We start from the raw sequence: 26,396 nt of genomic DNA, 5'->3' as shown, positions 1-26,396 counted from the left end.
TAGAGCGTAATAATAATCTGGGGCTTGCCCTCAGGTTCATTTTTATAAGAGGTTTTACCTGCTAAGAAGTGACTTTTTAGGCTCTAAAAAAAGTTATTTCTTTGGAAGTATGAAATTATAAAGAAAAAACTATCTTTGCAGCCAAATTTGTGGCCGATTTTTATTTATAGATTTATAAATCAGTGAGGTAGGTTGCAAATAGATTTAAATAAAAAACATTAAAGAAATTAATAATGTCTAAAGTAACAGGTAAGGTTGCCCAGGTTATTGGCCCTGTAGTCGATGTTTCCTTCGATTCAGAAAATGAATTGCCAAAGATTTACGACTCTTTGGAAATCACCAGAAAAGATGGTTCTATTTTGGTATTAGAGGTGCAAACACATATTGGTGAAGATACTGTTAGAGCTATTTCTATGGATTCTACAGATGGACTTAGCCGTGGTGTAGAGGTTGTATCTACCGGAGCTCCTATACAAATGCCAATTGGAAATGATATATACGGGCGTCTATTTAACGTAGTTGGGGATGCTATTGATGGTTTAGGGAATTTACCAAAGGCTGGTGAGGCTGGATTGCCAATTCACCGTGAAGCTCCAAAATTTGAAGACCTATCTGTTTCTACTGAAGTTTTATTTACCGGGATTAAAGTAATCGATCTTATCGAGCCTTATGCAAAAGGTGGTAAGATTGGATTGTTTGGTGGTGCCGGGGTAGGTAAAACAGTACTTATTCAGGAATTAATTAACAATATTGCAAAAGGCCACGGTGGTCTTTCTGTATTTGCCGGTGTAGGTGAGCGTACTCGTGAAGGTAACGACCTTCTTAGAGAGATGCTTGAATCTGGTATTATTAAATACGGTGATGATTTTATGCACTCTATGGAAAATGGTGGATGGGATCTTAAAAAAGTAGATAAGGAAGTGATGAAAGGTTCTAAGGCTACTTTCGTATTTGGACAGATGAATGAGCCGCCGGGAGCACGTGCGCGTGTAGCCTTATCTGGTCTTACTATTGCAGAATACTTCCGTGATGGTGCGGGGGAAGCTCAAGGTAAAGATGTACTATTTTTCGTAGATAATATTTTCCGTTTTACTCAGGCAGGTTCAGAGGTTTCGGCACTTCTTGGTCGTATGCCTTCAGCGGTAGGTTATCAGCCAACTTTGGCAACAGAGATGGGAGCCATGCAGGAAAGAATTACCTCAACTAAAAAAGGTTCGATTACATCTGTACAGGCGGTTTATGTACCTGCAGATGACCTTACCGATCCAGCTCCGGCAACAACTTTTGCTCACCTGGATGCAACAACTGTACTTTCTCGTAAGATTGCCGAGTTAGGTATTTATCCGGCAGTAGATCCTTTAGATTCGACTTCGAGAATTCTTACTCCAGATATTTTAGGAAAAGAACATTATGATTGTGCGCAACGCGTAAAAGAGTTATTACAACGTTACAAAGAATTACAGGATATTATTGCGATTCTTGGTATGGAAGAACTTTCTGAAGAAGATAAACTTGCGGTATCACGTGCAAGACGTGTACAACGTTTCCTTTCTCAGCCATTCCACGTAGCAGAACAGTTTACGGGTCTTAAAGGGGTGTTGGTAGATATTAAAGACACAATCAAAGGATTTAATATGATTATGGATGGTGAGTTAGATCATCTTCCTGAAGCAGCTTTTAACCTTAAAGGAACTATCGAAGAAGCTATTGAAGCTGGAGAGAAAATGCTAGCTGAATCATAAAATAGTAGTGAAATCGAATAGCTAGTTATAATGAAAAGTTATAACTAACTACTCCATAATCAGTACGCAATACTAATAACTATGTATTTAGAAATTGTAACTCCGGAAGCAGTTGTTTTTCAGGCCGAGATTGATGCGGTTAAAGTTCCTGGGATTGAAGGTGAGTTCCAGATGCTGAATAATCATGCACCAATTGTCTCTACTTTAACAAGCGGGACGGTGAAGATTAATCTAACGACTTCAAGTACTGATGTAACTTCAAAGTTATCTTCAGATTTTAGACAGGAAGGAAAAGAATTGTTTTATCCTATTAAGGGAGGTGTGCTCGAAATGAAAGATAATAAAGCGATCATTTTAGCCGACTAACTTAATTCTGAAATATTATAAAAAAAGCCTGTCGTTTTCGCAACAGGCTTTTTTATTTTAGTTGACGGCTGCTCAAATATAAATTGGTACACCACCAACCGTAAACCATGAGCTCCACTTTACTTGATAATAAAGATTAAACGCTTTACGGTAGTTTACTTTGCTGAAAGCCAATTTTCGCGATTTTTAAGTGCTTTTTTCTTTGGTTTAGGATCTATATTTATCTGGTAAGATGGATTTTTATCCACACCAACTTCAACAGTTTTTTCTTCACCATAATTGCTGAATTTTAGGCTGATTTTTTGCCCAGGTTTTAATTCTGAAGTGATTTCATTAAATTCTTCTACACTTGTTACCGGTATTGTATTGATTGAAATAATGTTAGCGCCTTTATCCAGGCCAGCTTTATAAGAGGGAGCTCCTATTTTAGGGTTATTGGTCATCACCAGTCCGTTTTCAGAATTTTCTACGGAAATATCTAAAAATGACTCATTGGCCTTTCTTGATAAATCAACTCCCACATTTGCGAAAAGCTGCTTGTAATCCGGCATATTGCTGTTGTAGATATACTTGTTAAAGAAATTTTTCGCAATGTCTTCCCCGGCATATTGCTTTAACAAGTTTTCGATATCTTTAATCTCGTATGGTACTTCAGGTTTTCCATAAGAGTGCCAAACCAGCTTCATAAAATCATCAAGGTTTAGACCCTTATCTCGCAAATGCAGATCTAAAGCTAAGCCTAAAACACTACCGTAGGAATAATATGAAATAAAGGTATTTTCTCGATTTACGGGATCCAGGGAAGTCGCGGCATCAACAAAAGGCGCCTGATAACTCATTTCAATTGGATTGAAATATTGTAACGCCGGAGAGTTCCAAACATAGTTAAAACTACCATTTAAGCCATCGATATAATCATTTTCAGAGATAATTCCTGCTCGGCATAGGATAAGATTCGTATAATAACTTGTAAATCCTTCCGCAAACCAAAGCGCACCACTCATATTAGCTTCAGTGAAATCGAAAGGTTCTAATGATTGGGGACGTATGCGCTCTACATTCCAGGCATGAAAAAATTCGTGGGAAACTGTGCCGATATTACCTTTCATTCCACCATTGGCTAAAGTCTCAACATCAGTTAAGATGGTGCTATTACGATGTTCCATGCCATCGCCAGAAACGTTTGGGATGTAACAGGCCAAAAAAGTATACTCCCCATAATCAAAATCGGGTAATTCACCATATACTTTCATTTCCTGTTCGACGATTTTTTTTACTCTTTCGAAATATTCATTGAATAGCTCGTCACTGCTGGGATCATGTAAAACGAAGCGTACATTCTTACCGTCAATTTCAAAACTTTTTATTCTAAAATTACTAATCTCGGTAGGGCTATCCATAAAATACTGAAGATTTGGAGCGCTGAAGGTGTTTCCTTCAATATGTTTTAACTGAGTGGCGACTTTCCAGTTGGGCATAGCTTCAGTATTGTAAGTGATTTCTATAGGTCTCTCCTGTAAATCTTCAGCAAACATAAAAGTTGCGGGCATGTTTAAATGCGCATGTGTTGGGTCTATTTGGGAGTAGGTTCCGTCACCGCGATTGGCAAATAATATATATTCAATATTTACAATTCCATCATGGCCGGTTACTGCCCAGGCATATGGGTTTGGTCGTGTGACTTTTAGTTCTTTTCCTTTACTATCTGTAGCTTTAAATCCATAAACATTTTTAGCAAATTCGTGAATCGCATAACGCCCAGGTGAAGATCTGCTCATCCTTACAGTGAAAGTATCTGTCTTTATTCCTGGAAACTGGATGTTGATTTTAACTTCATGATGAACAGCATTTTCAAAGGAGATTTGATATTTATTTTGCTGAGCAAAACTAATCGTACAAACGAATAGAAAAATGAAGAGTAAACGCATGAGGTATATTTTAGTGTTAAAGGTAATTAATTATTTTTCATCCTGATACTCAAGAATGTCTCCTGGCTGGCAATTCAATATTTCGCAAATCGCTTCTAAGGTTGAAAATCGTATAGCTTTGGCTTTACCTGTTTTGAGAATGGAAAGATTAGCTGTAGTAATTCCAATTTTTTTGGCAAGTTCATTGCTCCTCATGTCTTCGCGCTCCAGAATTTTGTCGAGATTAATGATTATCGCCATTGCTTAGATTGTAAGTTCATTTTCCTTTTTAAGCTGTCTCGCGTTTTGGAATACTTTGGCAAGAAAAATTAGAAAGATGCCAAAGGCAAGAATAATCCAAAAAGAACTAAAAGAAAATTCCATCCCAAAATTTAAGGTGATACGATTATCTAGTATCATCTTTTTTAGAAATTCAGAAACTGCTCCAAGAATTACAGATAAACAAATTAACCTTCCGCTAAGATTTAAAGATGCTATCTGCAATTTTGTATACAGCTTATTTCTGAAGAAGCTTCTAATTAATTTGCGTAGCACGTAGAGGCCATAAATGTAAGCGCCGGTTTTAATGAGCTCTAGAATAATAAGTCCCCATAAAGCGAATTCGTTCATATTTTCGGGAATTTTTTCTGTAGAAATAAAAGATATATCAGAGCCTGCTAAAAGATCGGTTATCAGTCCTAATAAAACGCAATTAGGGAAAAAGCCGAAAAAATAAAGCAAATATCAAGAATCGTTTTTAGAAGAATTGGTGGTTCATTGAGAAAATAATTATCGTTTAATAATAACAATATTATAAATAATTATTGTTATTCGATAACTTTTATATTGAATTTTTCTTCATTTCTTATTAAGAAGTTTTCTAAACTACTATATCTCACTTTGAAACATTAAGAAATTGCAAAGTCAGTAGAACTCCTTATATTTAACGCTTATAATTCGCATAAAACTTAAATAATAACTATTATATTTGCGAGGAACGGATTTTTAACCAATTATGATATCAGCAATACTTTTAGGATTTTTATTTGCAATACTTTTAGTTTTCGCAGGAAAGTTTTTTAAAGGGAAGTATGCTGTTTTATCTTCCCTAATCCCTTTGGGACTCTTTGTATATTTTCTTCAGTTTATTCCAGAAGTTATGGGAGGAAATATAATAAGGGAAAGCTATAACTGGGTACCTTCTTTTGGCGTTAATCTTGGTTTTACTTTAGATGGACTTTCATTGTTATTTTGCCTTATGATTACCGGGATTGGATTCCTGGTTTTTGCTTATACCTCGGCTTATTTACATCATCATAAATATTTAGATCGCTTTTATGGTTATTTAAGTGTATTTATGGCGGCAATGCTTGGTTTGGTGCTTTCTGATAATGTGATTAGTTTATTCATATTTTGGGAACTTACAAGTATTAGTTCGTTCTTTTTAATAGGTTTTAATAACACTCAGGAAGCTTCCAGAAAATCAGCATTAGTCGCACTGGGGATCACTGGTTTGGGTGGAATGTTTTTATTAGCTGGAGTGATTGTTTTAGGAAATATAACGGGGACTTTTAGTATTGCAGAAATGCTAAATATGTCTCCTGAATTAATAAAAGGGAATGAATATTATTCCCTTGCTGTGATCTTATTATTTGGAGCTGCTTTTACTAAATCGGCGCAATTCCCGTTTCATTTTTGGTTGCCCGGAGCTATGAAAGCACCAACGCCGGTTTCTACCTATTTGCACTCTGCAACCATGGTAAAAGCAGGAATTTATTTGGTTATGCGTTTTACACCGGTTCTTGGCGGTGAGGAAATATGGAATACCACATTGATCATCGTTGGAGGTGTGACCATGCTTTATTCAGCGGTACATTCGCTGTTCAGGACAGACCTTAAAGGCGTACTGGCATATTCAACGATATCGGCTTTAGGAATTTTAATGTTCCTGATAGGTATGGGAACAACAGCATCTTTTACAGCTGCGGCCGTGTTTATTATAGTTCATGCTTTGTATAAAGCAACCTTATTCCTAACCACCGGAATTATCGATCATCAAACAGGAACACGTGATGTAACCGTGCTTTCTGGTTTACGTAAAGTTTTGATGCCGGTAGGAATTGCTGCAATTATTGCCGCAATATCCAGTGCTGGGATTCCTCCTACTATAGGTTTCTTAGGTAAAGAACTTACTTACGAAGCAACTATGCATGCCCCTATTATTGCCACAATACTGCTGGTAGGTATTGTGATTACAAAAATGTTATTGCTTTGGGCAGGTTTCGTAGCCGGGATAAAGCCATTTCAGGGTAAATTGCCAGATCATTTAAAAGATACTAAAATGCCCGGTGCATTGATGTGGGTACCGCCTGTTATATTAGCTGTTTTGAGTTTGGTTTTTGGAATAATGCCTTTTATTATCGAAGGCTCTTTAATCAAACCCGTAGTCGCTGCTTTAGGAGGGGAATCTGGAGAAATTCATTTAGCCTTATGGCATGGATTTAATACCGTATTTATATTAAGTTTGGTAACCATTACAGTAGGTACTATACTTTATTTTGTAATAAAGCCTTCGGCAAAGTTAGAAACAGCTATAGGGAAACTGGAGTTTGCAAGTCCTAAAAGCCTTATGGGGAAATTCAATACCGGCTTTACCCATCTTTCTTCTTTTTGGACCCGCGTATTTCAGAACGGCTATTTAAGAAATTATGTATTTATTATTATCTTTTTCCTTATCGGGATGGTAGGGTATACCATGATAGGCAATACAAAATTTGATATAGATTCTTCCATGTTGTCTACTGTTAGCTTTTATGAGTTGGTTGTTTTTATTATCATGTGTATTGCAATATTATTTACTGTTTTTACTAGCAGTCGTTTATCGGCAGTTGTAGCTATGGGGGTTGTAGGTTTAACTATTTGCCTTGTATTTGTGTTTTATAGCGCGCCGGATTTAGCGATGACACAGTTTTCTATAGATACTTTAACGGTGATTCTCTTTGTGCTGGTGCTGTACCGTTTACCAAGATATCTTAAAATACAGGACCATAAGATGCGCATTCGAGATGGTATTTTATCCCTGCTTTTTGGAGGGATGATTGCTGTATTGGCTTTAGAAGTGCTCTCTGAACCTGTAAATACAGAAATTGGCGATTTTTATGCTAAAAATTCGTATATCATGGCACATGGTAAAAACGTAGTAAATGTTATTTTGGTAGATTTCAGGGGAGCGGATACTATGATAGAAATTTCAGTATTAACCATTGCGGCCATCGGAGTATTTGGATTGTTGAAATTAAGATTAAAAAGAACAGATAGAGTTCAGTAATTAAGAGTTTATGAAAACCATAATATTAAGAACAGCATCTAATTACCTTTTACCGGTATTATTACTGTTCTCCATTTTTATTCTTTTAAGAGGGCACTACCTCCCGGGAGGTGGGTTTGTTGGTGGATTAATAGCAGCAATTGCCTTTGTGTTGCATTCTTTTGCAAAAGGATTAAAAAATACAAAATCCCTATTAAGATTTCATCCCGGCTTTTTAATGCCTGTAGGATTGGCCTTGTCGTTTTTTAGCGGTCTTTCCCCGATAATTTTTGCCGGAGAACCATTTATGACCGGTCTTTGGTACCATGGTCATGTTCCTGTTTTAGGAAGTATTGGTTCTGCATTGTTTTTTGATATGGGGGTTTATCTTGTTGTAGTGGGGGTAACGCTAACGATCATTTTTACAATTTCTGAAGCGCCTTAATTATGGAGATATTATTAGCTATTTTAGTAGGCTTACTTTATGCGTCTGGAATTTATATGATTTTAAGACGTAGTTTTGTAAAACTTATTATCGGAATAATTCTATTAGGAAACGGTGCCAACCTTTTAATCTTTCTGTTAGGAAGAATTACTAAAGGTTTGCCGCCTATTATTCCTGAAAATTCTAAAGTGTTTTTGGAAGCTTATGCAGATCCTGTTCCGCAGGCCCTTATATTAACAGCTATTGTAATTAGTTTTGGATTACAGTCTTTTGCTATTATTCTGGTAAAAAGAGCACATAAGGTGGTAAGGACAGATGATCTGGACGAAATGAACGCAACCGACGAAGATTCATGATGCAACAATTAATCATATATCCATTATTATTTCAATTATTCCTAAGCATTGTTCTGATGTTTTTTTGGAATAAGATTAATGCCCAAAAAGTGATAAGCATTACCGGGAGTATTATTGCTGTAATACTTTCAAGTTATGTTTTTTATTACGTTTGGGAAAACGGAACTCAGAAAGTGAATGCCGGTAACTGGGATGCACCTTTTGGGATTGTTTTTGTGGCCGATACTCTGGCGGTTACCCTGGTACTTTTAACGGCTCTTTCTGGGTTGGCGGTTTCAATATTTTCTGCAGGTTCAGTAATAAAAGATCGATTGCGATTTGGGTATTTCCCAATATTTCATTTTTTACTGTTGGGGTTAACCGGGGCCTTTTTAACCGGGGATTTATTCAATTTGTATGTTTGGTTTGAAATTATCATTATCAGCTCCTTTGTGTTAATCACCATTGGTGGTGAGAAAGCACAGTTGGAAGGAGCCGTAAAATATTTTACACTTAATATTTTAGCTTCAACCATTTTCCTAACAGCAATCGCAGTTCTTTATGGTTTAACCGGCTCTTTAAATATGGCCGATCTTGCCGGTAAAGTAGCCGCGGTAGAAAATCGCGGACTTGTAGAAGTTGCAGCCATTTTATTTTTAATTGGTTTTGGTACCAAAGCTTCGATATTTCCATTGTATTTCTGGTTGCCTGCATCTTATCATACACCTCCCGCAGCGGTTTCAGCTATTTTTGGAGGCTTATTAACCAAGGTTGGGGTATATGCTTTAATACGCGTATTTACCTTAATTTTTGTGGGGGATGTCTTTCTTGGCGATATTTTATTAGTCCTGGCCATACTAACCATTTTTAGCGGTGGGGTAGGTGCATTAGTGCAGAATAATGTTCGTAAGGTATTTTCCTATTTAATTATTTGTCATATTGGTTATATGATTGCGGGGTTAGGCATGTTTACCGAAATCGCCATAAGTGGAGTCATTTTCTACCTGATCCATGATATTATGGTGAAAACGAATCTGTTTATGGTAAGCGGACTTATATTTAAAATAAAATCATCAAACAGTATGAGAGCTTTAGGTGGTTTTTATGCTAATTACCCTAAGCTGAGTTTGTTGATTTTTATTCCGTTATTTTCTTTGGTAGGAATCCCGCCATTATCTGGTTTCTGGCCTAAAATATCATTAATAGGTGAAGGTTTTAAAACCCAGAACTACTGGACGGTGGCAGCTATTGTCTTTGCCAGTTTTATCACCCTTGTGATTATTGCAAAATTATGGGCAGAGGTGTTTTGGAAAGATGCAAAAGAGATTCCAGAAAAGCCTAAATTTGAGTATTTTAGTGATATTAGTAAAGCAAGGAAAACAGAATTTATTCTTCCTATTGTATTTTTAAGTTTAATATCACTATATATCGGTTTTGGGGCAGAGCATATTCAGGTGTTATCTTCCAGGATTGCAAATGAGCTAATGAATAGTCAGCAGTATATTGATACGGTTTTAAACAATAGTTAAGAGGGAAACAATGAAAAACAGGTTTTTATCTAATATTCTTCTAACATTTGTGTGGGTAGTACTCACCGGTGATTTCCATTTTGCTAACTATTTGTTTGGCTTTATAGTAAGTTATATCATTTTAATGGTAATCACTAGAGGTTCAGGTAAAGCCAAGTATTTTACCATCGTTCCAAAGCTTATCTTTTTTGTATTGTTTTTTCTAAAAGAACTGGTAAAAGCCAATTTAGAGGTGGCCTGGGAAGTGATGACACCAAAACTTAATATGACGCCGGGTATTGTAAAAGTTCCGTTAACCGTGCAAAGTGATGTAGGGATAACACTTTTGGCAAATATGATTACCTTAACTCCCGGGACATTAAGTTTAGATGTTTCCAATGATAAGAAGGTGCTTTATGTACATGCTATGTACATAAAAGATAAAGAGAAATTCATTGCCGGAATCAAAAACGGTTTTGAAAAACGAATTTTAGAGATTTTAAAATAATGACTTTAGCTGAATATTGTAGAATAGTAATATTGCCGATCCTGGCCTTTTCAGTAATTCTTATTTTAGTAAGGTTCTTTAGAGGTCCCAGCATTGCAGATAGGATTGTTGCACTGGACCTTTTAATCACTACCGGAATTGGTATTATTGGTGTTTATACCATTACTTCTGGGAGTTCTACTTTACTGGATACCGGGATGATTTTGGCGCTTATTGCATTTTTAAGCACCGTAGCCCTTAGTTATTATTTAGAACGAAGAAGCAAAAAGAAATGAATATATTTATAGGCATTGTAATTACACTAGGAACATTATTCGTTTTATTAGCGGCGGTAGGTCTAATACGGATGCCAGACACCTATTTAAGAATATCCGTAAATACCAAAGCAGCTACACTTGGTGTAGGTTTATTGTTGGGTGGTGTGGCTTTTTATTTTTACGATCTTAGTACAACTTCCAGAACTTTTGTAATTGTACTATTCTTATTTTTAACCGCTCCTGTGGGTGCGCATTTAATTGGGCGTGCCTCTTATTTTATAGGCAATAAACTTTGGGATAAATCACAAATGGATGATCTTAAAGGAAAGTATCAAAGAAATTCCCATGTTTTAAAAAGCGAGATCGACGATACTCCAGAAGATAATATAGATCACACCAAAATGTAATAGTTTTACTTAGACTTTGATAAGTTTTAAAGTTATAAGCCTTCTCTTTAAAACTCGATTTTCGTCAATCTGTAAGGGCAAATTCAGGTAAACTTGTAATTTTGCCTACATGAAAAGATTTCCTTCCAAGCTTATAAAAAGCCTAGACAAAAGAGTGCAGAATAATTCGCTTAGAGAATTAAAAATTGCTGGGGAAGATGTTGATTTTTACTCTAATGATTATCTGGGATTTGCCAGTTCTCATGCTATCTTTTCTAAAGCTCAGAAACTTTGCGAAACCTATAATCTGAAGCAAAATGGAGCTACCGGTAGCCGACTTATTTCCGGGAATCATCAATTATATCAAATTACAGAAGACTTTTTAGCAGTATTTCATCAAACTGAAGCTGCATTAATGTTTAATTCGGGTTACGATGCCAATATTGGTTTCTTCTCCTCTGTGCCACAAAAAGGAGATCTTATTTTTTTTGATGAATTGATTCATGCTAGTATTCGTGATGGCATTTCGATGAGCACTGCTAAAGCTTATAAATTTAAGCATAACGATATTGATGATCTACAGGATAAAGTGTCAAGACATGATTTTAAAGAAGATTCTTCGATTTATGTCGTAACTGAAGCGGTTTTTTCGATGGATGGCGATCTAGCCCCTTTACTTCAATTAGCTAGTTTATGCAACGAAAATAATTTCTATCTCATAGTGGATGAGGCACATAGTACTGGGGTTTTTGGTGATCACGGGCAGGGTTTGGTTACCCAATTACGGCTTCAAGATAAGATTTTTGCCAGGATCCATACCTTTGGAAAAGCTATTGGCGCCCATGGCGCCGTGATTTTTGGTAGTAAAAACCTTAAAACTTATCTTTTTAACTATGCGCGCAGTTTTGTATACACTACCGGCTTGCCACCACATGCTGTAGCTACGGTTTTAGCCGTTTTTCAGGAATTAGAGAAGGGAAATTCGGCTTTAGAGATACTAAAAGCTAATATTAGATGTTTTAAAAGCGAATTAAAATCAGCTAAAATTGATCATTATTTTATCGAAAGTGAATCGGCTATCCAATGTGCGATTATTCCTGGGAACGAAAATGTAAAAAAAATAGCTTCAAAATTTCAGGAATATAACTATCTGGTAAAACCTATTCTTTCGCCTACTGTTCCAAAAGGAAAAGAAAGACTTCGTTTTTGCCTGCATAGTTTCAATTCTAAAGAAGAAATAAAATCACTTGTAGGTATTTTAAGGAATGCCCTAAAAGAAATTTAATTTGAAATGAAAGAATCTTATTTTATCACCGGTATAGGTACTGAAGTCGGGAAAACAATGATTTCGGCAATAGTGACTGAAGCTTTGGAAGCTGATTACTGGAAACCTATACAGGCAGGGGATTTGGCATATTCAGATACGCATAAAATTCAGGATTTAATCAGTAACGAAAAAACTAAATTTCATCCCAATGCCTTTGCCCTTAAAACACCCATGAGTCCGCATGCCGCAGCAGAAATCGATGGGGTAGAAGTTAATTCAAAAAATATAATTCGTCCGAATACCGACAATAATTTGGTGATAGAAGGTGCCGGTGGTTTATTGGTCCCCCTTAATGAAACCCAGACGATAGCCGATTTAATCCAACCTACCGATAAAGTGATTTTGGTATCACGCCATTATCTGGGAAGTATTAATCATACCTTGTTAAGTTTAGAGGCATTGTTTAGTCGCGGGTTAGATTGCTTCGGAATTATTTACAGTGGAAATGAAAATAAAACCACTGAAGATATTATCCATAAAATGAGTGGAGTGCCGGTAATTGGCCGGGTAGAAGAAGAGAAAGGGTTTACGGCTGAAATTATTAAAAAATATGCAGATAAATTTCGGGAGAAACTGAACAAGTAAATGATGGAAGATAAGTTAAATTTAGCTGAACGAGATAAAAAGCACCTTTGGCATCCGCTTACCCAACATAAAATTGCCGGTGATGCTTTAGGGATTACAAAAGCCAAAGGAGCCCGGTTATACGATGAAAATGGGAAGGAATATATCGACGGAATTTCGTCCTGGTATACTTGTGTTTATGGCCATTGCAACGATTTCATTACAGATCGCGTGGCCATGCAAATGAAGAATTTGGATCAGGTGGTATTTAGCGGATTTACGCATCTGCCGGCGGTCGAACTTTCTGAAGCTTTGATAAAGATTTTACCTGAGGGCCAGCAAAAAATGTTCTTTAATGACAATGGCTCTACAGCAACCGAGATCGGTATTAAAATGGCCTTGCAATATCATCATAATCTAGGGAATGATCGTAAAGTGATGCTGGCTTTTGAAGAAGGTTTCCATGGCGATACTTTTGGAGCGATGTCTGTTTCTGGACTATCGGTTTATAATGGTGCTTTCCAGGACCATTTTATTGCCGTGAAACGCATTCCAGTCCCCAAAGGAGAGAATAATGCAGAAGTTTTAGAGCTGCTAAAACAACTCATTAAAGAAAATAATATCGCAGGATTTATTTATGAACCTCTAGTTCAGGGAGCGGCAGCAATGAAAATTCATGATGCAGATGGGCTAAATCAAATCCTGAAAGTTTGTAAAGAAAATGATATTGTATGTGTTGCTGATGAGGTGATGACGGGTTTTGGAAAGACAGGAAAATATTTTGCTTCAGATTATATCGAAATCAAGCCTGATATTGTTTGCATGTCTAAAGCACTTACGGCAGGTTTGTTACCTATGGGGTTGACCAGCTGTACGCAAAAAATCTATAATGCTTTTTATTCTGAAGATATTGCAAAGGGATTGTTTCATGGGCATACTTATAGTGCAAACCCTTTAGCTTGTGCTGCTGCTTTAGCCGGAGTTGAATTGTTGGTCTCTCCAGAGATGCAGAATAATATTAAACGGATTGAAAATCTACATCAGATTTTTGCTGCTAAAATAAAAGAGCATCCAAAGGTGACTAATATTAGGCATTTGGGGATCATCTTTGCATTCGATCTTGATGTAGAAATGGAACGTTATGGCAATGTGAGAAATCAACTTTTTGAATATTTTATGGAAAATGGCGTTTATCTGCGTCCCCTTGGAAATACCATTTATATCACCGCACCTTATATCACTTCAGATAAAGAAATGCAGAAGATTTACGATACGATTGAAGGGGTTTTTGACAGATTTTAAGTTAGAAGTTGGAGCTTAGACTGCTTTGCTATTAGAATTAAAATAATAAATATCTTGATGAGAATTTGATGATTTGAAGATGCGTTAATGCCAAGTATTTCCGAAATAATCTTAAAAATTTATGGATATCAGTTTATTTTTAAACTTCTTTTTTTGAAATTAATGACAGCAATGAATCATAATTATCCTGAAATCGATTCATGGGTCTCATCGCAATAGTTTTTTCAATATTGTATAAGTTTCCAGATCGAGTCCGGAATGACGAAAACAACGAAATATTACAAATTACTGATAATCAATTTTATAAACTGTTCAGTTAACGAATGATTATGTCAACTAAAAATGTTCCCCCTTCGGGGGGCAGGGGGATTAAAAATCCAATTTATATCGCTTCCACAGCTTCTATTTCTCCCTTAGGGGAAGATCATAAGGAAATTTGGGAAGCTTATAAAAGCAATCATCATTTTATACAAAAGTATGATTTTGAAGGCGAAGAAGCTTTTGCGGCTTTTCTGCCAGAAAAATTGAGCGCGGAAATTGAGAAATTAAGAACCGAATCTACACATTATCGAAAGCTCGATCTTTCGGTATTATTTGCGATTTATACGTCGAGACAGGCGATAAAACGCGCCGGTTGGGAGAGTGAAAAAAGTATCGGCATCAATATCGGAAGCTCCCGTGGGGCAACTGGTCTCTTTGAAAAATTTCATGCTGAATTTATCAAAAATAGGGTAGCATCTACACAGGCTTCGCCGGCAACGACGCTAGGGAATATTTCATCCTGGGTGGGACAGGATTTGGAGAATGATGGCATTCATTTTTCACATAGTGTAACCTGTTCTACTGGCTTACATTCCATTTTGAATGCTGTTGCGTGGCTGCAATCTGGTTTGGCAGAAAAATTTATTGCCGGAGGAAGTGAAGCGGCTTTAACTCCGTTTACAATTGCACAAATGAAAGCGCTTAAGACGTATGCTATAGAAGATTTAGCATATCCCTGCCAGGCTTTGAATCTAGATAAGTATCGAAACTCTATGGTTTTGGGAGAAGGTGCCGGATTACTGTGTCTGGAAACTTCATTTTCATCAAAAGCACTTGCTAAAATTACCGGGATAGGTTATTCTGCAGAAAAACTAAAGCATAGCGTTTCCATTTCTGAAGATGGAAAATGTATACAAAATGCAATGAAAATGGCTATGGGAGAATTAGATCCTACTGAAGTTGATGCGGTGGTTATGCATGCTCCAGGTACCATAAAAGGAGATTTGGGGGAGGTAAATGCGATAAAAGCTGTTTTTGGGGAAAATTTACCGGCGATGACTTCTAATAAATGGAAAATTGGACATACGTTTGCAACTTCGGGAATCCTGAATCTGGAATTGGCAATGTTAATGCTGAAGCATCAGGAGTTTGTTTCGGTTCCTTTTTCCGATATTAGTAAAAAACCTATGCGATTACAGCATATTTTGGTAAATGCGGTAGGTTTTGGCGGTAATGCCGTTTCTATTTTAATAAGTAAACCCTAAACGGTGAGCTTTTAGAATGGTTTTGTTTTAAGGCGTCCCTATGTTTATTGGGGTAGCAATATCTAATCTCGATAGTCGAGTAAAATTTAATTTTCAGCCTATTGACAGGCGCAATATATCGTGCTAATCTTTTAGCGAAGTTTGATTATTTTTGAATAAATCTATTTTCATGGCGACAAGACATAACTGGACCAAAGAAGAAATCTTAGAGATTTACAATAAACCTTTAATGGAACTGCTTTACGAAGCAGCAACGGTTCATAGGAAACATCATGATCCTAATACTGTACAGGTTTCTACCTTACTTTCTATAAAAACCGGAGGCTGTCCTGAAGATTGTGGCTATTGCCCCCAGGCAGCTCGTTATCATACCGATATTGCAGGGAATGACCTTATGAGTGTGAGTCATGTTAAAGCACAGGCTTTACGTGCAAAATCTGCCGGTAGTTCCCGTGTTTGTATGGGGGCGGCCTGGAGAAATGTAAAAGACGGGCCAGAGTTTGATAATGTGCTGGAAATGGTACGTACCATTAATAAACTTGATATGGAAGTTTGTTGTACATTGGGAATGCTTACCGAAAACCAGGCACAGCGATTAGCAGAAGCTGGCTTGTATGCTTATAATCATAATTTAGATACCTCAGAAGAGTATTATAAAGAAGTAATTTCTACCCGTGGTTTTGAAGATCGCCTAGAAACGATAGATAATGTTCGAAAAACCAATGTTACTGTTTGTAGTGGTGGTATTATTGGGATGGGAGAGAAAGAAGAGGATCGTGCCGGGATGTTAGTAGCGCTTTCAACTTTAAATCCGCAGCCAGAGTCTGTACCAATTAATGCGCTGGTACCGGTTGAAGGTACACCAATGGAAGAACAAGCGCCGGTTTCTATATGGGAAATGGTAAGAATGGTAGCCACTACTAGAATTGTAATGCCAGAAACGCAGGTGAGATTATCTGCAGGGCGTACACAGATGAGTAGAGAAGGGCAGGCGATGTGTTTCTTTGCGGGGGCAAATTCAATTTTTGCCGGTGATAAATTATTAACTACACCAAACCCAGATGTTAGTGAAGATATGCAAATGTTCAAGGCTTTAGGCTTAAATCCTCAAAAACCATTCACTAAAAAATCGAAACCAGAAACAGTAGAAGCTACAGATTCTAAATATAATTCGCTTGGAGAAAAACCAAAGTGGTCCAGACCGGGGCATATCATAGAGCGAAACAAAGTAACCGAAGAAAAACAAAAGGCAAAAGCCAAAGCTTAATTTTAGTATGAAACTTGATCTTCAGGAAGTGCCAAGGGTGAAGGGAATTTCTAAAGAGGAATTTCAACAGGAATATTTTATTCCGCAGCGACCGGTAATTTTTGAAGATCTGGCTAAAACCTGGCCCGCTTATCAAAACTGGAGTTTTGATTATTTTAGAAAGAAAGCCGGCGATATCGTAGTACCTCTGTATGATAGTACTCCGGCAAAAGGGAGACAAAATTCACATGGCGCTGCCAAGAAGTTACCGATTGATGAATATTTTGATATTCTGGAAAAGGGACCTTCAGATCTACGGATGTTCTTTTTTAATCTTTTACAAAATTGTCCGGAACTTTTAGAGGATATTGAATATCCAGATCTTGGAGTGAAGTTCTTTAAAAAGCTGCCGGTTTTATTTGTAGGAGGAGAAGGTTCTAGCGTAGTAATGCATTACGATATGGATTTGGCCAATAATTTTCATTTTAATTTTGCGGGGAAAAAGCGGGTATTATTATATCCTCCAGATCAAACTAAATATCTTTATAAAGTTCCACACTCCATCGTGAGTATGGAAATTATTAATATGGATAACCCAGATTTTGATACCTATCCGGCACTGGCAAAAGCAAAAGGTGTAGAGGCTTTTCTTGGGCATGGGGAAGGTTTGTTTATGCCTAGCAAATGGTGGCACTTTATAAAATATGAAACGCCAAGTTTATCACTCACTTTAAGATCGTTCCCAAGGTCGCCCGGTAAGGTTTTAGAGGTTTTAAATAATCTTTTGTTTATGCGCAATTATGACAATTTAATGCGTAAGATTAAGGGGCAGGACTGGATAGATTATAAGAATAAAAAAGCAATAAAAAATACCCATAAATGGGCTAATATCGAGTAATGAAGTACGGAGGTTTGCAGTTGGCAGAAATTCCAAGAGTAAAGAGAATTTCCAAAGAAGATTTTGTGAAAAATTATGTTCGGCCACAAAAGCCAGTTGTTATTGAAAATTTAATAGAGGACTGGCCGGCATTTGAAAAATGGAATCTGGATTATATTAAAGAAATCGCCGGAGAAAAAGTAGTGCCGCTGTACGATGATCGTCCTATAACTTCAGAATTTAAATTTAACCAACCGCACGCTGAGATGAAGATGGCAGATTATATCGATCTGCTTAAATCAAAACCTACGAATTACAGGATTTTTCTTTATCATTTAATGAAAGAAGTCCCTGCTTTACAAAACGATTTTATGTTTCCGGATTTTGGATTACGCATGATTAAGCAACTACCTATGTTGTTTTTTGGCGGTAAAAATTCGAAGGTTTTTATGCATTATGATATTGATTTTGCAAATATCCTTCATTTTCATTTTCATGGTAAGAAGCAGTGTATTATTTACCCACCTTCAGAAAGTAAATACCTTTATAAAGTTCCGCATGCTTTAATATCCAGGGAAGATATAGATTTTACAGCTCCTGACTTGGAAAGATTTCCGGCGTTGAAAAAGGCTAAAGGTTTTGTGACTGAACTAAATCACGGGGAAACGCTGTATATGCCAGAAGGCTATTGGCACCAAATGACTTATTTAACGGCTGGTTTTTCGATGAGTTTAAGGGCGACGCCACGTACCTTTTTAAACTTTTCGAAAGCTGTTTATAATCTTGTAATTATGCGTAATTTTGATAATTATATGCGCAAATGGCGGGGGCAAAAATGGATTGATTACAAGAATGAGAAGGCCATAGAAAATACAGAAAAATTTATCTAGGAACTGGGTTGGTGGCAAATGTAGTATTCTGAATTAAATTTTAAAAGAAGATATGGTTTAGGTAAGTATTGGTAATACTGTATTTTAGCCTTTTTAGCCTTTTTAGGCTTTTCCAAAAGCTGTAATGTTCTGGTACCTTTCCTATAGCAGATGGAATTAAAATGCCTCAAAATTGTAAAAAATTTCCGGTATATACCATACTGTGCCCTCTTGGTTAGTGAAGTGAAACTTAAATTCCAGGGCAATGAAAATCCCATTAAATCATAGGCTTTCTGCTTCAGAAGTCATTTACCTTATAAAATGCGTTCTTGGGACGATCACCTGCTATGCTTTATATGCATCTTTTCCAGAATATCCATTTTATTGGAGTATTATTTCCTGTTTACTGGTTTTTTCACAGGAAAATGACCGTGAATTGGCTTTAAATAGGATTAAAGCTAATTTTTTAGGAAGTTTTGTGGGGCTTGCAGTATATTTTTTGCCTATTCCTCAGGTTGTGATGTTCTGTTTAGGTGTGGCGTTAACCATTTCGTTGGGTATTTTTCTAAAAATAGAACCCACTATACGATCTGCACTGGCCGCAGTTATTATTGTAATAATTAATGAGGATAAAGCAGATACCGCCTGGGTTGTTGCTTTGCAGAGAGCTGGCTGTGTGCTGCTGGGTTGTTTAATTGCCCTTACAATTTCCATGTTTTTTAACAGGCTTTATAAAGCTTTTTTTAATCGTCCGGTTTAACGAGTTCATTAGCTTTTTCAAAAATTAAATGATTCTCCCAGCCGCGATATTGTAAATAATCGGCTAACTTTTTTTTCTTTTTAATTACTGAAGTCTCCTTTAAGGTTCTCCATTTTTTTTCTGATATTTCGTGAAAAGTAGCCATATAATCAGTTTCGGAAATTTCTTTAAGTCCGGTTTGAATATTTCTGGGTGAAATTCCGCGAATTTTGAGTTCATTTATAATTCTGCGTTTTCCCCATTTTTTAATCCTGAATTTTCCTCGGGCAAAACTTTTAGCAAAACGTTCTTCATTAAGAAAGTTTTCCTGCATCAAGTGCATAATAATTTGTTCCTGTGCTTCAGGAATCATATTCATGCTTTTCAGCTTCTCTTCAACTTCATTGTGGGTCCTCTCCCGATAGGCGCAGAATTGCATGAGCTTTATGGTAGCCTCTTTTACGGTGTAGGTTTTTATTGAAGATGATTTCATATTGCAAATCTAATTTTTTTGCGGTTGCATTAAAATAAAAAACCGCCTTTAGGGGCGGTAGATTGGTTAGTTGTTAAAAAGAAAATCTTATTCTACTGCTTTTTTATTTAACCTTTTTTCAGCCAGTTTATCTAGTGTATTATCGGCGTTGTACTCTTGATCAAGAGTTTTCTGGAGTTTGCTCGCAAGCTCTTTATAGCCTAATTCCTTGGCGTAGCGAACCACTGTTCCGTAGCCAGAAATCTCATAATGTTCAATTCGCTGTGCATCTGCAATGATGCCGGCATCATTAACTTCATCTGTAGTTTTTTCTTTTAGAAAGTCTTCAGCCTCTTCAATAAGACCTTTCATCGCTTTGCAGGTTTCACCGGTTGGTTTAATACCTAATTCTTTGCAAATTTCTGATAAGCGCTCCTTATGTTCTTTGGTTTCTTCTAAATGATCCTGAAAAGCTTTCTTAAGCTTTTCATTTTTAGCCGCTTTAACCATTTTAGGAAGCGCTTTGATGAGTTGCGTCTCAGCACTGTATAGGTCCTTTAGCTGGTGTTTGAATAAATCTTGTAAATTTTCCATTGTTTATTAAATTAGGTTGTTAATGGATTAAATTTAGACGAAAAGCATCCCTGCTATAGTTAAATAGTTAAGAAATATTTCTTAGCCTTTAGCCAATAATTGAATGTTTTTTAATAAGAATGTAGACTTAAAAGATTTATTTATTGAGTATAAAAAAACGCCTTGCAAAAAAGTATTGCAAGGCGTTTTAGTTTTATCGTATCACTTTCCCGTCTTTATCGTGAAAGTGGTATTCTAAATACGTGTAAGCATCTCTTGGTATAATTTTAACCCATCGCTTATGGTCAAAAAACCACTGTGATCTGGGAGATGGAAAGCCTTTAGTTAAAAAGGCTGAAATAAATGGGTGCGTTGATAGCGTGATCTTTTTATGATTTTTCTTGATCAGGCGCTCTAAATCGGCTTTAATTTTTTGTATTAAGATAATTGGTGCCTCAATCTCACCATCGCCGTTTGGGTTTTCCTCACGGGTCTTAATATTCATTTCTGGCCGTACGCGTTGTCTTGTAATTTGTATAAGTCCAAATTTACTGGGAGGGAGAATCTTGTGCTTGGCACGATCATCACTCATTTCCTGTTTAAGGTGATCGAAAAGGGTTTTGCGGTTTTCAGCTTTCCCCATATCGATAAAATCGACTACAATAATGCCGCCCATGTCGCGAAGTCTTAACTGGCGCGCGATTTCTGTAGCACTAATTAAATTAACCTCTAAAGCCGTATCTTCCTGGTTTTTGGATTTGTTAGAACGATTACCACTGTTCACGTCTATAACGTGCATGGCCTCTGTATGCTCTATAACCAGGTAGGCGCCTTTACTCATCGATACAGTGCGCCCAAAGGAAGTTTTTATTTGTCTTTCGATACCGAACTTTTCAAAAATTGGAACATTGGACTGATGTAATTTTACAATTGATTCTTTGCTAGGAGCGATTTCGCTCACATAGTCTTTAATTTGTGTGTAAAGTGTCTCATCATCTACTGTAATAGAAGTAAAAGTGTCGTTAAATACATCTCTTAATAAAGAAGATGCACGATGTAATTCTCCTAAAACTTTTGAAGGATAATGAGGCTTATACAATTTTTTACACATCGCTGTCCAACGACCCATCAAATTTTGGAGGTCTTTGTCCAGCTCTGCTACTTTTTTGCCTTCGGCTACGGTTCTTACGATAACGCCAAAACCTTTAGGTTTAATGCTTTTTACAAGCCGTTTTAAGCGATCTTTTTCTTCTTTGCTTTCGATCTTTTGAGAGACCGAAATTCGGTTAGAAAAAGGGACTAGAACGATATATCTTCCTGGTAAGGATAATTCACTGCTAATGCGTGGACCTTTGGTGGATATTGGCTCTTTTACGATTTGAACCAGTAGCGACTGATTTGATTTTAAGACATCGGTAATACTACCATTTTTGTCTATATCTTTTTCAAAAGTAAAATTCTTTAAGGAATAATCTTTTAGTTTACCTGTGCTTACACGTTTTATGAACTTTAGCAAGGATGAAACCTGAGGGCCCAGATCGTGATAGTGTAAAAAACCATCTTTGGTATAGCCAACATTCACAAATGCGGCATTTAACCCGGGGACAGCTTTTCTAATCTTGGCGATCATGATATCGCCAACATTAAAATTGTTGTCGTCTTCATCCTTGTTGAGTTCAATAAGTTTTCCATCTTTTAATAAGGCAAAATCTACAGCAGAGGATTCGGACCGTATAATTAATTCTTTGTCCACTCTATTTCGATTTTTAAGCCCGAAAAATTCGGGATGGATTAAACATTATTTTATCACAGGTGTTTGAAGCCTGAAGAAATTTTAAGAAATCCATTCTGATTAAAAATCAGGGTTTCTTAAAATTTCGATGTCAAAGAACGTTGTTGTTAAAACAAAATCTTTTAAATAAAAAAAGTAGTATGAAAACTACTTTTTCTTGTGGCGGTTAGCTCTTCTTCTTTTCTTACGCTTGTGCGTAGCTACCTTATGTCTTTTTCTTTTTTTACCACTTGGCATAGTGTTACGTTTTAATTAATAAATTTATTTCATTATTCCAGAAGTTTATTCCTGGATAGCTTATTTTACATCTACATTACTCTTTACACCCTCTACGAAAATTTTCGCCGGCTTAAACGCTGGAATGTTGTGAGCTGGTATTTTAATAGTTGTGTTTTTAGAAATGTTTCTTCCTGTTTTTTCAGCTCTTGTTTTTACAACAAAGCTTCCAAAGCCTCTTAAATAAACATTGTCTCCACTTTCTAAAGAAGATTTTACCTCTTCCATAAAGGTCTCTATTGTAGCTTGTACATCACCTTTTTCCATTCCTAATTTCTCCGAAATATTCGCTACGATATCTGCTTTCGTCATTTTCGTGCTATTTAATATTTATAAATTGGGGTTCTTAATTTTCAAGGGGGCAAATATAAGAATTATATATTCAATATTTCAAACCTAAATCATTAAATAATAACGGAATAAAGAATTTATATTGCGCAGAGACTTTTTAAATTATGAATTTTTCTAAAACTTTGATTAACTGGTACTTAAAATCCAGACGTGAGCTGCCCTGGCGCGAAACCACTAATCCTTATAATATTTGGCTTAGTGAAATCATGCTTCAGCAAACGCGAATAGAGCAGGGGTTACCTTATTATAACAAATTTATAGCGGAATTTCCAAGTGTTTTTGATCTTGCTGATGCTTCCCAGGATAAAGTGATGAAATTGTGGCAGGGACTGGGGTATTATTCCAGGGCAAGAAACCTTCATGCTACTGCAAAGCACGTAGCTTATGAACTTAACGGTGAATTTCCCAAGGATTATAATGGACTTTTAAAATTAAAGGGAGTAGGCGACTATACGGCCAGTGCCATAGCTTCGATAAGTTATAAAGAACCTGTTGCGGTGGTAGATGGGAATGTATATAGAGTGCTTTCACGATATTTTAATATAGACACTCCTATTAATAGTACTGAAGGTGTAAAAGAATTTAAAGCTTTAGCGATGGAGCTTTTGGATAAAAAAGATCCGTCGAATTTCAATCAGGCTTTAATGGAGTTTGGCGCGCTGCAGTGTAAGCCTAAAAATCCACTTTGCGATTCCTGTCCTTTTAATACTAGTTGTTTAGCATTAAAGGAAGATAAGATTGGTGATTTGCCGGTTAAGATCAAGAAAGGTAAAATTAAAAATCGATATTTTAATTATATGGTTTTCTCTTCGGAAGAAAATAAAACGCTGCTACAACAAAGAAAGGGCAAGGGAATATGGTATGGTTTGTACGAGTTTCCTTTAATTGAAACCAAATCTGATATTCAGGAAGCAAAAATTATTGAAGAGAATAATGAATTTCAGCATTTAATGGAAGCAAAAAATCCTTCAGTGAGTCTTTATAACGATCAGCCTATTATCCATAAATTGTCACATCAACATATTTACGCACGTTTTTGGCTTGTAGATGTGCAAAAGCTGCCCAAAGGAGGAATTTCCGCAGAAAAAGTAAAAGAATATCCCGTGCCGGTGTTAATTCAGAATTTTCTTAATGAAATTGACATAGAAAACTTGTAATTTTGTAGCTTTTCAATTTTATTATAATTCAGTTTCAATCACATTGATTTTTTCTGTATTTTAGAAAGACAAGTTTTAAACGAATCAAAGACAAATATTTATGACAGGGACGCTAAACAAAGTAATGCTTATAGGACATACCGGGGATGATGTAAAGATGCATTATTTTGAGGGCGGTGGCTCGATTGGCCGTTTTCCATTAGCGACGAACGAAGTATATACCAATAGGACCACCGGTGAACGTGTAAACAATACCGAATGGCACAATGTTGTTGTGCGAAATAAAGCCGCTGAAGTTTGCGAGAAATACCTTAAAAAGGGGATAAGGTTTATATTGAAGGTAGGATTAAAACCCGTAAATGGACAGATGATAAGGGGATGGAACGTTATTCTACCGAAATTCAATGTACCGAGTTTACGTTCTTAACTCCTAAAGGAGAAAGTAATGGTGGTAATTACGACTCGCAAAGCAATCAAAATACGCAAAACACCTCAAATTACCAGGGTAATAATGCTAACAGTAATTCTGGTTCTTCGGGAAATAATAATAATTTTGCCAGTCAGCCATTTAATGGTAATGATGAGGAAGAAGATGATTTACCATTTTAAGTCTAACTAAATTTATTGCATTTGGATCCAGAACCCCCCAGTATAATTTTATGGGCCGCGTTTGATTATACCCAGGTAATAAGCTTCATTTTTTTATTGCTGCTATTGTTATGCTCTGCCATGATATCTGGTGCAGAGGTAGCATTCTTTTCATTAACTCCGGCAGATTTTATGACTGAGGATGGTCATAAAAGAACAAAGTCTCAGGAGATTGTTATAAAGTTATTAGAGAAGCCCAAGAAACTACTTGCGACCATTTTGGTGGCTAACAACTTTATTAACATCGCTATTGTATTATTGTTCGATTCGGTTTCAGATGAGTTGTTTAGCGGGTTTGATATGGTAGTTTTTGGCTTAAACCTAAAGCTTATTTTTGAAGTTGGAGTGGTAACTTTTTTAATCTTGCTTTTTGGTGAAATTCTACCAAAAGTTTATGCCAGCCGTAATAATGTACAGTTCTCTAATCTTATGGCGCAGCCGGTAAATGTACTGGATTCTTTATTTTCTCCTTTAAGTGTTCCCATGCGTGCCGTTACCTTGTATTTGCACGAGAAGTTGGGGAAACAACGTTCTTTTATAAGTATAGACCATCTTTCGCAAGCTTTAGAATTGACCAGTGAAGAGGATACTACCAAAGAAGAGCAGAAAATATTAAAAGGCATCGTTTCTTTTGGAAATACCGATACCAAACAGGTCATGCGTCCACGTATGGATGTTTTTGCGATAAGTGATGAAGATACTTATGCAGAAATTATTCCCGTAATTATTGAAAATGGATATTCCAGGATTCCGGTTTATAAGGAAAATATCGATAATGTAACCGGTATTTTATACATCAAAGATTTATTGCCTTATCTGGACCGCAGTGACTTTGAATGGACATCCCTTCTAAGAGAACCTTATTTTGTTCCTGAAAACAAAAAACTGGATGATCTTTTAAATGAATTTAAGGAAAAGAAAAACCATCTGGCGATTGTTGTAGATGAATATGGCGGCACCAGTGGGTTGATTACTCTTGAAGATATTATTGAAGAGATTGTAGGGGATATTAGCGATGAGTTTGATGATGAGGATTTAATTTATTCGAAATTGGATGAATTTAATTTTGTTTTTGAAGGTCGAACCCCGCTTAAAGATTTTTATAAAATTATAAAATTAGAGGATGCTTCTTTATTTGAAGATAATAAAGGCGAAGCCGAAACTTTAGCTGGTTTTTTACTGGAAATATCAGGCGATTTTCCGCAGCAAAACGAAATTATTAATTTTGGGAATTATAATTTTAAAGTCGAGGCTGTTGATGATCGGCGTATTAAGCAAATTAAATTGACGATTTTACCTGTATGAGGTATTTAGGCTATACTGCGATATTTTTTATATTTTGTTTGATGTTATCCTGCGGGAATGAGGTTAAGCCTAAGCCAAAAGCGATGCTGGCCTTAAGTTATCCACAGCCAGCCTACCAGCCAATACGCCTAAATTGCCCCTATACTTTTGAGAAAAATCAATTAGCTGAAATTGCTCCGTCTAAAAGTAGAAACGCTTGTTGGTTAAACCTGGATTATCCGCTTTTAAAGGGAACGATTTTTATTACTTATCAACCGGTAAGGAATAATCTGGATTCCTTATTAAGAGATGCTCAAAAGTTACCTTTGGAACACACTATAAAAGCCGATGCTATAGAAGGCGATATTTATACCAACGATCTTCATAAGGTCTACGGTATGTTTTATGAGCTAGAGGGAGATGCGGCATCACAGGCGCAATTCTATATCACCGATAGTACCACGCATTTTTTAACAGGTGCGGTTTATTTTAATACGCAACCTAATTACGATTCTATCTATCCGGCAGCAGATTATATAAAGCAGGATATGAGACATTTAATGGAAACACTTAGGTGGCAGTAAATTTTCTCATTTTAGATTTTGATTCTAATATAGAATTTTGATTTTTGC

General features: G+C 36.4%; 27 protein-coding genes and 1 pseudogene. 21 read left to right on the top strand and 7 right to left on the bottom strand.

The features are described 5' to 3' along the window. The first annotated feature begins 233 nt into the window (after positions 1-233). Together atpD and ZPR_RS21380 are read left to right on the top strand one after the other, a co-directional pair. Entirely contained in the window at positions 234-1,742 is a 1,509-nt protein-coding gene (atpD, locus tag ZPR_RS21385; RefSeq protein WP_013073876.1) for a F0F1 ATP synthase subunit beta, read from the top strand. Between the two features lie 81 nt (positions 1,743-1,823). After that, positions 1,824-2,108: a F0F1 ATP synthase subunit delta/epsilon gene (locus ZPR_RS21380; protein ID WP_013073875.1), complete on the top strand. Its 285-nt coding sequence runs from the start codon at positions 1,824-1,826 to the stop codon at positions 2,106-2,108. Between the two features lie 155 nt (positions 2,109-2,263). Here ZPR_RS21380 and ZPR_RS21375 read toward each other — a convergent pair whose 3' ends face one another. The 3 genes from ZPR_RS21375 to ZPR_RS21365 are packed head-to-tail and all read right to left on the bottom strand — an operon-like array spanning position 2,264 to position 4,756. Continuing rightward, positions 2,264-4,036: a M61 family metallopeptidase gene (locus ZPR_RS21375; protein ID WP_013073874.1), complete on the bottom strand. Its 1,773-nt coding sequence runs from the start codon at positions 4,034-4,036 to the stop codon at positions 2,264-2,266. Between the two features lie 30 nt (positions 4,037-4,066). Then, complete coding sequence (locus ZPR_RS21370; RefSeq protein WP_041579339.1) at positions 4,067-4,276, bottom strand: helix-turn-helix domain-containing protein; 210 nt, start codon at positions 4,274-4,276, stop codon at positions 4,067-4,069. Positions 4,277-4,279: 3 nt separating this feature from the next. Beyond that, positions 4,280-4,756 carry a DUF2975 domain-containing protein gene (locus ZPR_RS21365; RefSeq protein WP_013073872.1) on the bottom strand — a complete coding sequence of 159 codons (477 nt, stop codon included), beginning with the start codon at positions 4,754-4,756 and terminating at the stop codon, positions 4,280-4,282. A gap of 274 nt (positions 4,757-5,030) precedes the next feature. On the opposite strand from ZPR_RS21365, the gene ZPR_RS21360 reads away from it, so the two are divergent. The 15 genes from ZPR_RS21360 to ZPR_RS21285 all read left to right on the top strand — a co-directional run bounded on the left by ZPR_RS21360 (position 5,031) and on the right by ZPR_RS21285 (position 19,232). After that, positions 5,031-7,343, top strand: coding sequence for a putative monovalent cation/H+ antiporter subunit A (locus tag ZPR_RS21360; RefSeq protein ID WP_013073871.1), 2,313 nt, complete (start codon positions 5,031-5,033; stop codon positions 7,341-7,343). A 10-nt stretch (positions 7,344-7,353) separates the two neighbouring features. After that, entirely contained in the window at positions 7,354-7,767 is a 414-nt protein-coding gene (locus ZPR_RS21355; protein WP_013073870.1) for a Na+/H+ antiporter subunit B, read from the top strand. 2 nt (positions 7,768-7,769) lie between these two features. After that, positions 7,770-8,123 (top strand): Na+/H+ antiporter subunit C, encoded by a 354-nt coding sequence (locus tag ZPR_RS21350; RefSeq protein WP_013073869.1) that lies wholly within the window; start codon positions 7,770-7,772, stop codon positions 8,121-8,123. Then, positions 8,120-9,631: a proton-conducting transporter transmembrane domain-containing protein gene (locus ZPR_RS21345; RefSeq protein ID WP_041579337.1), complete on the top strand. Its 1,512-nt coding sequence runs from the start codon at positions 8,120-8,122 to the stop codon at positions 9,629-9,631. The genes ZPR_RS21350 and ZPR_RS21345 overlap by 4 nt, the downstream gene beginning before the upstream one ends. A 10-nt stretch (positions 9,632-9,641) precedes the next feature. Beyond that, positions 9,642-10,118 carry a Na+/H+ antiporter subunit E gene (locus ZPR_RS21340; RefSeq protein WP_041579335.1) on the top strand — a complete coding sequence of 159 codons (477 nt, stop codon included), beginning with the start codon at positions 9,642-9,644 and terminating at the stop codon, positions 10,116-10,118. Further along, positions 10,118-10,393 (top strand): cation:proton antiporter, encoded by a 276-nt coding sequence (locus ZPR_RS21335; protein ID WP_041579334.1) that lies wholly within the window; start codon positions 10,118-10,120, stop codon positions 10,391-10,393. Before ZPR_RS21340 ends, ZPR_RS21335 begins: the two co-directional genes overlap by 1 nt. Further along, positions 10,390-10,782 carry a monovalent cation/H(+) antiporter subunit G gene (gene mnhG / locus ZPR_RS21330; protein WP_041579332.1) on the top strand — a complete coding sequence of 131 codons (393 nt, stop codon included), beginning with the start codon at positions 10,390-10,392 and terminating at the stop codon, positions 10,780-10,782. The genes ZPR_RS21335 and mnhG overlap by 4 nt, the downstream gene beginning before the upstream one ends. 109 nt (positions 10,783-10,891) lie before the next feature. Beyond that, on the top strand, positions 10,892-12,046 hold the full coding sequence (locus tag ZPR_RS21325; RefSeq protein WP_013073864.1) for an aminotransferase class I/II-fold pyridoxal phosphate-dependent enzyme: 1,155 nt from the start codon (positions 10,892-10,894) through the stop codon (positions 12,044-12,046). Between the two features lie 6 nt (positions 12,047-12,052). Continuing rightward, a complete protein-coding gene (bioD, locus tag ZPR_RS21320; protein WP_013073863.1) occupies positions 12,053-12,673 on the top strand; it encodes a dethiobiotin synthase in 621 nt (206 codons plus the stop codon). Positions 12,674-12,676: 3 nt separating this feature from the next. Then, positions 12,677-13,954, top strand: coding sequence for an adenosylmethionine--8-amino-7-oxononanoate transaminase (gene bioA, locus ZPR_RS21315; RefSeq protein WP_013073862.1), 1,278 nt, complete (start codon positions 12,677-12,679; stop codon positions 13,952-13,954). 329 nt (positions 13,955-14,283) lie between these two features. Next, the gene (locus tag ZPR_RS21310; protein ID WP_013073861.1) at positions 14,284-15,480 is read left to right on the top strand and encodes a beta-ketoacyl synthase N-terminal-like domain-containing protein; all 1,197 of its coding nucleotides are present in this window, start codon (positions 14,284-14,286) and stop codon (positions 15,478-15,480) included. Positions 15,481-15,649: 169 nt separating this feature from the next. After that, complete coding sequence (gene bioB, locus ZPR_RS21305) at positions 15,650-16,747, top strand: biotin synthase BioB (protein ID WP_013073860.1); 1,098 nt, start codon at positions 15,650-15,652, stop codon at positions 16,745-16,747. 7 nt (positions 16,748-16,754) lie between these two features. Further along, positions 16,755-17,624, top strand: coding sequence for a cupin-like domain-containing protein (locus ZPR_RS21300; RefSeq protein ID WP_013073859.1), 870 nt, complete (start codon positions 16,755-16,757; stop codon positions 17,622-17,624). Then, on the top strand, positions 17,624-18,493 hold the full coding sequence (locus ZPR_RS21295) for a cupin-like domain-containing protein (RefSeq protein ID WP_013073858.1): 870 nt from the start codon (positions 17,624-17,626) through the stop codon (positions 18,491-18,493). Before ZPR_RS21300 ends, ZPR_RS21295 begins: the two co-directional genes overlap by 1 nt. A gap of 244 nt (positions 18,494-18,737) precedes the next feature. After that, positions 18,738-19,232 (top strand): FUSC family protein, encoded by a 495-nt coding sequence (locus ZPR_RS21285; RefSeq protein WP_013073857.1) that lies wholly within the window; start codon positions 18,738-18,740, stop codon positions 19,230-19,232. Here ZPR_RS21285 and ZPR_RS21280 read toward each other — a convergent pair. From ZPR_RS21280 to ZPR_RS21265, 4 genes are all read right to left on the bottom strand, one after another. Then, on the bottom strand, positions 19,216-19,704 hold the full coding sequence (locus ZPR_RS21280) for a regulatory protein RecX (RefSeq protein WP_013073856.1): 489 nt from the start codon (positions 19,702-19,704) through the stop codon (positions 19,216-19,218). The genes ZPR_RS21285 and ZPR_RS21280 overlap by 17 nt on opposite strands. 87 nt (positions 19,705-19,791) lie before the next feature. Continuing rightward, positions 19,792-20,277, bottom strand: a complete 486-nt coding sequence (locus ZPR_RS21275) for a YciE/YciF ferroxidase family protein (RefSeq protein WP_013073855.1) — start codon at positions 20,275-20,277, stop codon at positions 19,792-19,794. A gap of 193 nt (positions 20,278-20,470) precedes the next feature. Beyond that, a complete protein-coding gene (locus tag ZPR_RS21270; protein WP_013073854.1) occupies positions 20,471-22,009 on the bottom strand; it encodes an Rne/Rng family ribonuclease in 1,539 nt (512 codons plus the stop codon). A 336-nt stretch (positions 22,010-22,345) separates the two neighbouring features. After that, complete coding sequence (locus ZPR_RS21265) at positions 22,346-22,636, bottom strand: HU family DNA-binding protein (protein ID WP_013073853.1); 291 nt, start codon at positions 22,634-22,636, stop codon at positions 22,346-22,348. A 143-nt stretch (positions 22,637-22,779) separates the two neighbouring features. On the opposite strand from ZPR_RS21265, the gene mutY reads away from it, so the two are divergent. From mutY to gldD, 4 genes and pseudogenes are all read left to right on the top strand, one after another. Next, positions 22,780-23,832 (top strand): A/G-specific adenine glycosylase, encoded by a 1,053-nt coding sequence (gene mutY / locus ZPR_RS21260; protein WP_013073852.1) that lies wholly within the window; start codon positions 22,780-22,782, stop codon positions 23,830-23,832. Between the two features lie 100 nt (positions 23,833-23,932). Beyond that, positions 23,933-24,441, top strand: a pseudogene (locus ZPR_RS21255) (single-stranded DNA-binding protein). Between the two features lie 21 nt (positions 24,442-24,462). Beyond that, entirely contained in the window at positions 24,463-25,785 is a 1,323-nt protein-coding gene (locus ZPR_RS21250) for a gliding motility-associated protein GldE (RefSeq protein WP_013073850.1), read from the top strand. Further along, a complete protein-coding gene (gene gldD, locus ZPR_RS21245; protein WP_013073849.1) occupies positions 25,782-26,348 on the top strand; it encodes a gliding motility lipoprotein GldD in 567 nt (188 codons plus the stop codon). The genes ZPR_RS21250 and gldD overlap by 4 nt, the downstream gene beginning before the upstream one ends. Positions 26,349-26,396: the final 48 nt, after the last annotated feature.

This window comes from Zunongwangia profunda SM-A87, assembly GCF_000023465.1.
GTDB lineage: Bacteria > Bacteroidota > Bacteroidia > Flavobacteriales > Flavobacteriaceae > Zunongwangia > Zunongwangia profunda.
The sequence above is the reverse complement of the archived record's forward strand: the minus strand, read 5'-3'. Positions and strand labels throughout refer to the sequence as shown.

Bases quoted from the DNA above. Each gene is read 5' to 3' on its own strand.
- ZPR_RS21380 (WP_013073875.1), top strand. From the start codon at position 1,824: ATGTATTTAGAAATTGTAACTCCGGAAGCAGTTGTTTTTCAGGCCGAG.
- ZPR_RS21345 (WP_041579337.1), top strand. From the start codon at position 8,120: ATGATGCAACAATTAATCATATATCCATTATTATTTCAATTATTCCTA.
- ZPR_RS21360 (WP_013073871.1), top strand. From the start codon at position 5,031: ATGATATCAGCAATACTTTTAGGATTTTTATTTGCAATACTTTTAGTT.
- ZPR_RS21285 (WP_013073857.1), top strand. From the start codon at position 18,738: ATGAAAATCCCATTAAATCATAGGCTTTCTGCTTCAGAAGTCATTTAC.
- gldD (WP_013073849.1), top strand. From the start codon at position 25,782: ATGAGGTATTTAGGCTATACTGCGATATTTTTTATATTTTGTTTGATG.
- ZPR_RS21350 (WP_013073869.1), top strand. From the start codon at position 7,770: ATGGAGATATTATTAGCTATTTTAGTAGGCTTACTTTATGCGTCTGGA.
- ZPR_RS21355 (WP_013073870.1), top strand. From the start codon at position 7,354: ATGAAAACCATAATATTAAGAACAGCATCTAATTACCTTTTACCGGTA.
- ZPR_RS21335 (WP_041579334.1), top strand. From the start codon at position 10,118: ATGACTTTAGCTGAATATTGTAGAATAGTAATATTGCCGATCCTGGCC.
- ZPR_RS21295 (WP_013073858.1), top strand. From the start codon at position 17,624: ATGAAGTACGGAGGTTTGCAGTTGGCAGAAATTCCAAGAGTAAAGAGA.
- ZPR_RS21325 (WP_013073864.1), top strand. From the start codon at position 10,892: ATGAAAAGATTTCCTTCCAAGCTTATAAAAAGCCTAGACAAAAGAGTG.
- ZPR_RS21265 (WP_013073853.1), bottom strand. From the start codon at position 22,636: ATGACGAAAGCAGATATCGTAGCGAATATTTCGGAGAAATTAGGAATG.
- bioD (WP_013073863.1), top strand. From the start codon at position 12,053: ATGAAAGAATCTTATTTTATCACCGGTATAGGTACTGAAGTCGGGAAA.
- bioB (WP_013073860.1), top strand. From the start codon at position 15,650: ATGGCGACAAGACATAACTGGACCAAAGAAGAAATCTTAGAGATTTAC.
- ZPR_RS21310 (WP_013073861.1), top strand. From the start codon at position 14,284: ATGTCAACTAAAAATGTTCCCCCTTCGGGGGGCAGGGGGATTAAAAAT.
- ZPR_RS21300 (WP_013073859.1), top strand. From the start codon at position 16,755: ATGAAACTTGATCTTCAGGAAGTGCCAAGGGTGAAGGGAATTTCTAAA.
- bioA (WP_013073862.1), top strand. From the start codon at position 12,677: ATGGAAGATAAGTTAAATTTAGCTGAACGAGATAAAAAGCACCTTTGG.
- ZPR_RS21340 (WP_041579335.1), top strand. From the start codon at position 9,642: ATGAAAAACAGGTTTTTATCTAATATTCTTCTAACATTTGTGTGGGTA.
- mnhG (WP_041579332.1), top strand. From the start codon at position 10,390: ATGAATATATTTATAGGCATTGTAATTACACTAGGAACATTATTCGTT.
- ZPR_RS21275 (WP_013073855.1), bottom strand. From the start codon at position 20,277: ATGGAAAATTTACAAGATTTATTCAAACACCAGCTAAAGGACCTATAC.
- ZPR_RS21280 (WP_013073856.1), bottom strand. From the start codon at position 19,704: ATGAAATCATCTTCAATAAAAACCTACACCGTAAAAGAGGCTACCATA.
- ZPR_RS21370 (WP_041579339.1), bottom strand. From the start codon at position 4,276: ATGGCGATAATCATTAATCTCGACAAAATTCTGGAGCGCGAAGACATG.
- atpD (WP_013073876.1), top strand. From the start codon at position 234: ATGTCTAAAGTAACAGGTAAGGTTGCCCAGGTTATTGGCCCTGTAGTC.
- ZPR_RS21375 (WP_013073874.1), bottom strand. From the start codon at position 4,036: ATGCGTTTACTCTTCATTTTTCTATTCGTTTGTACGATTAGTTTTGCT.
- mutY (WP_013073852.1), top strand. From the start codon at position 22,780: ATGAATTTTTCTAAAACTTTGATTAACTGGTACTTAAAATCCAGACGT.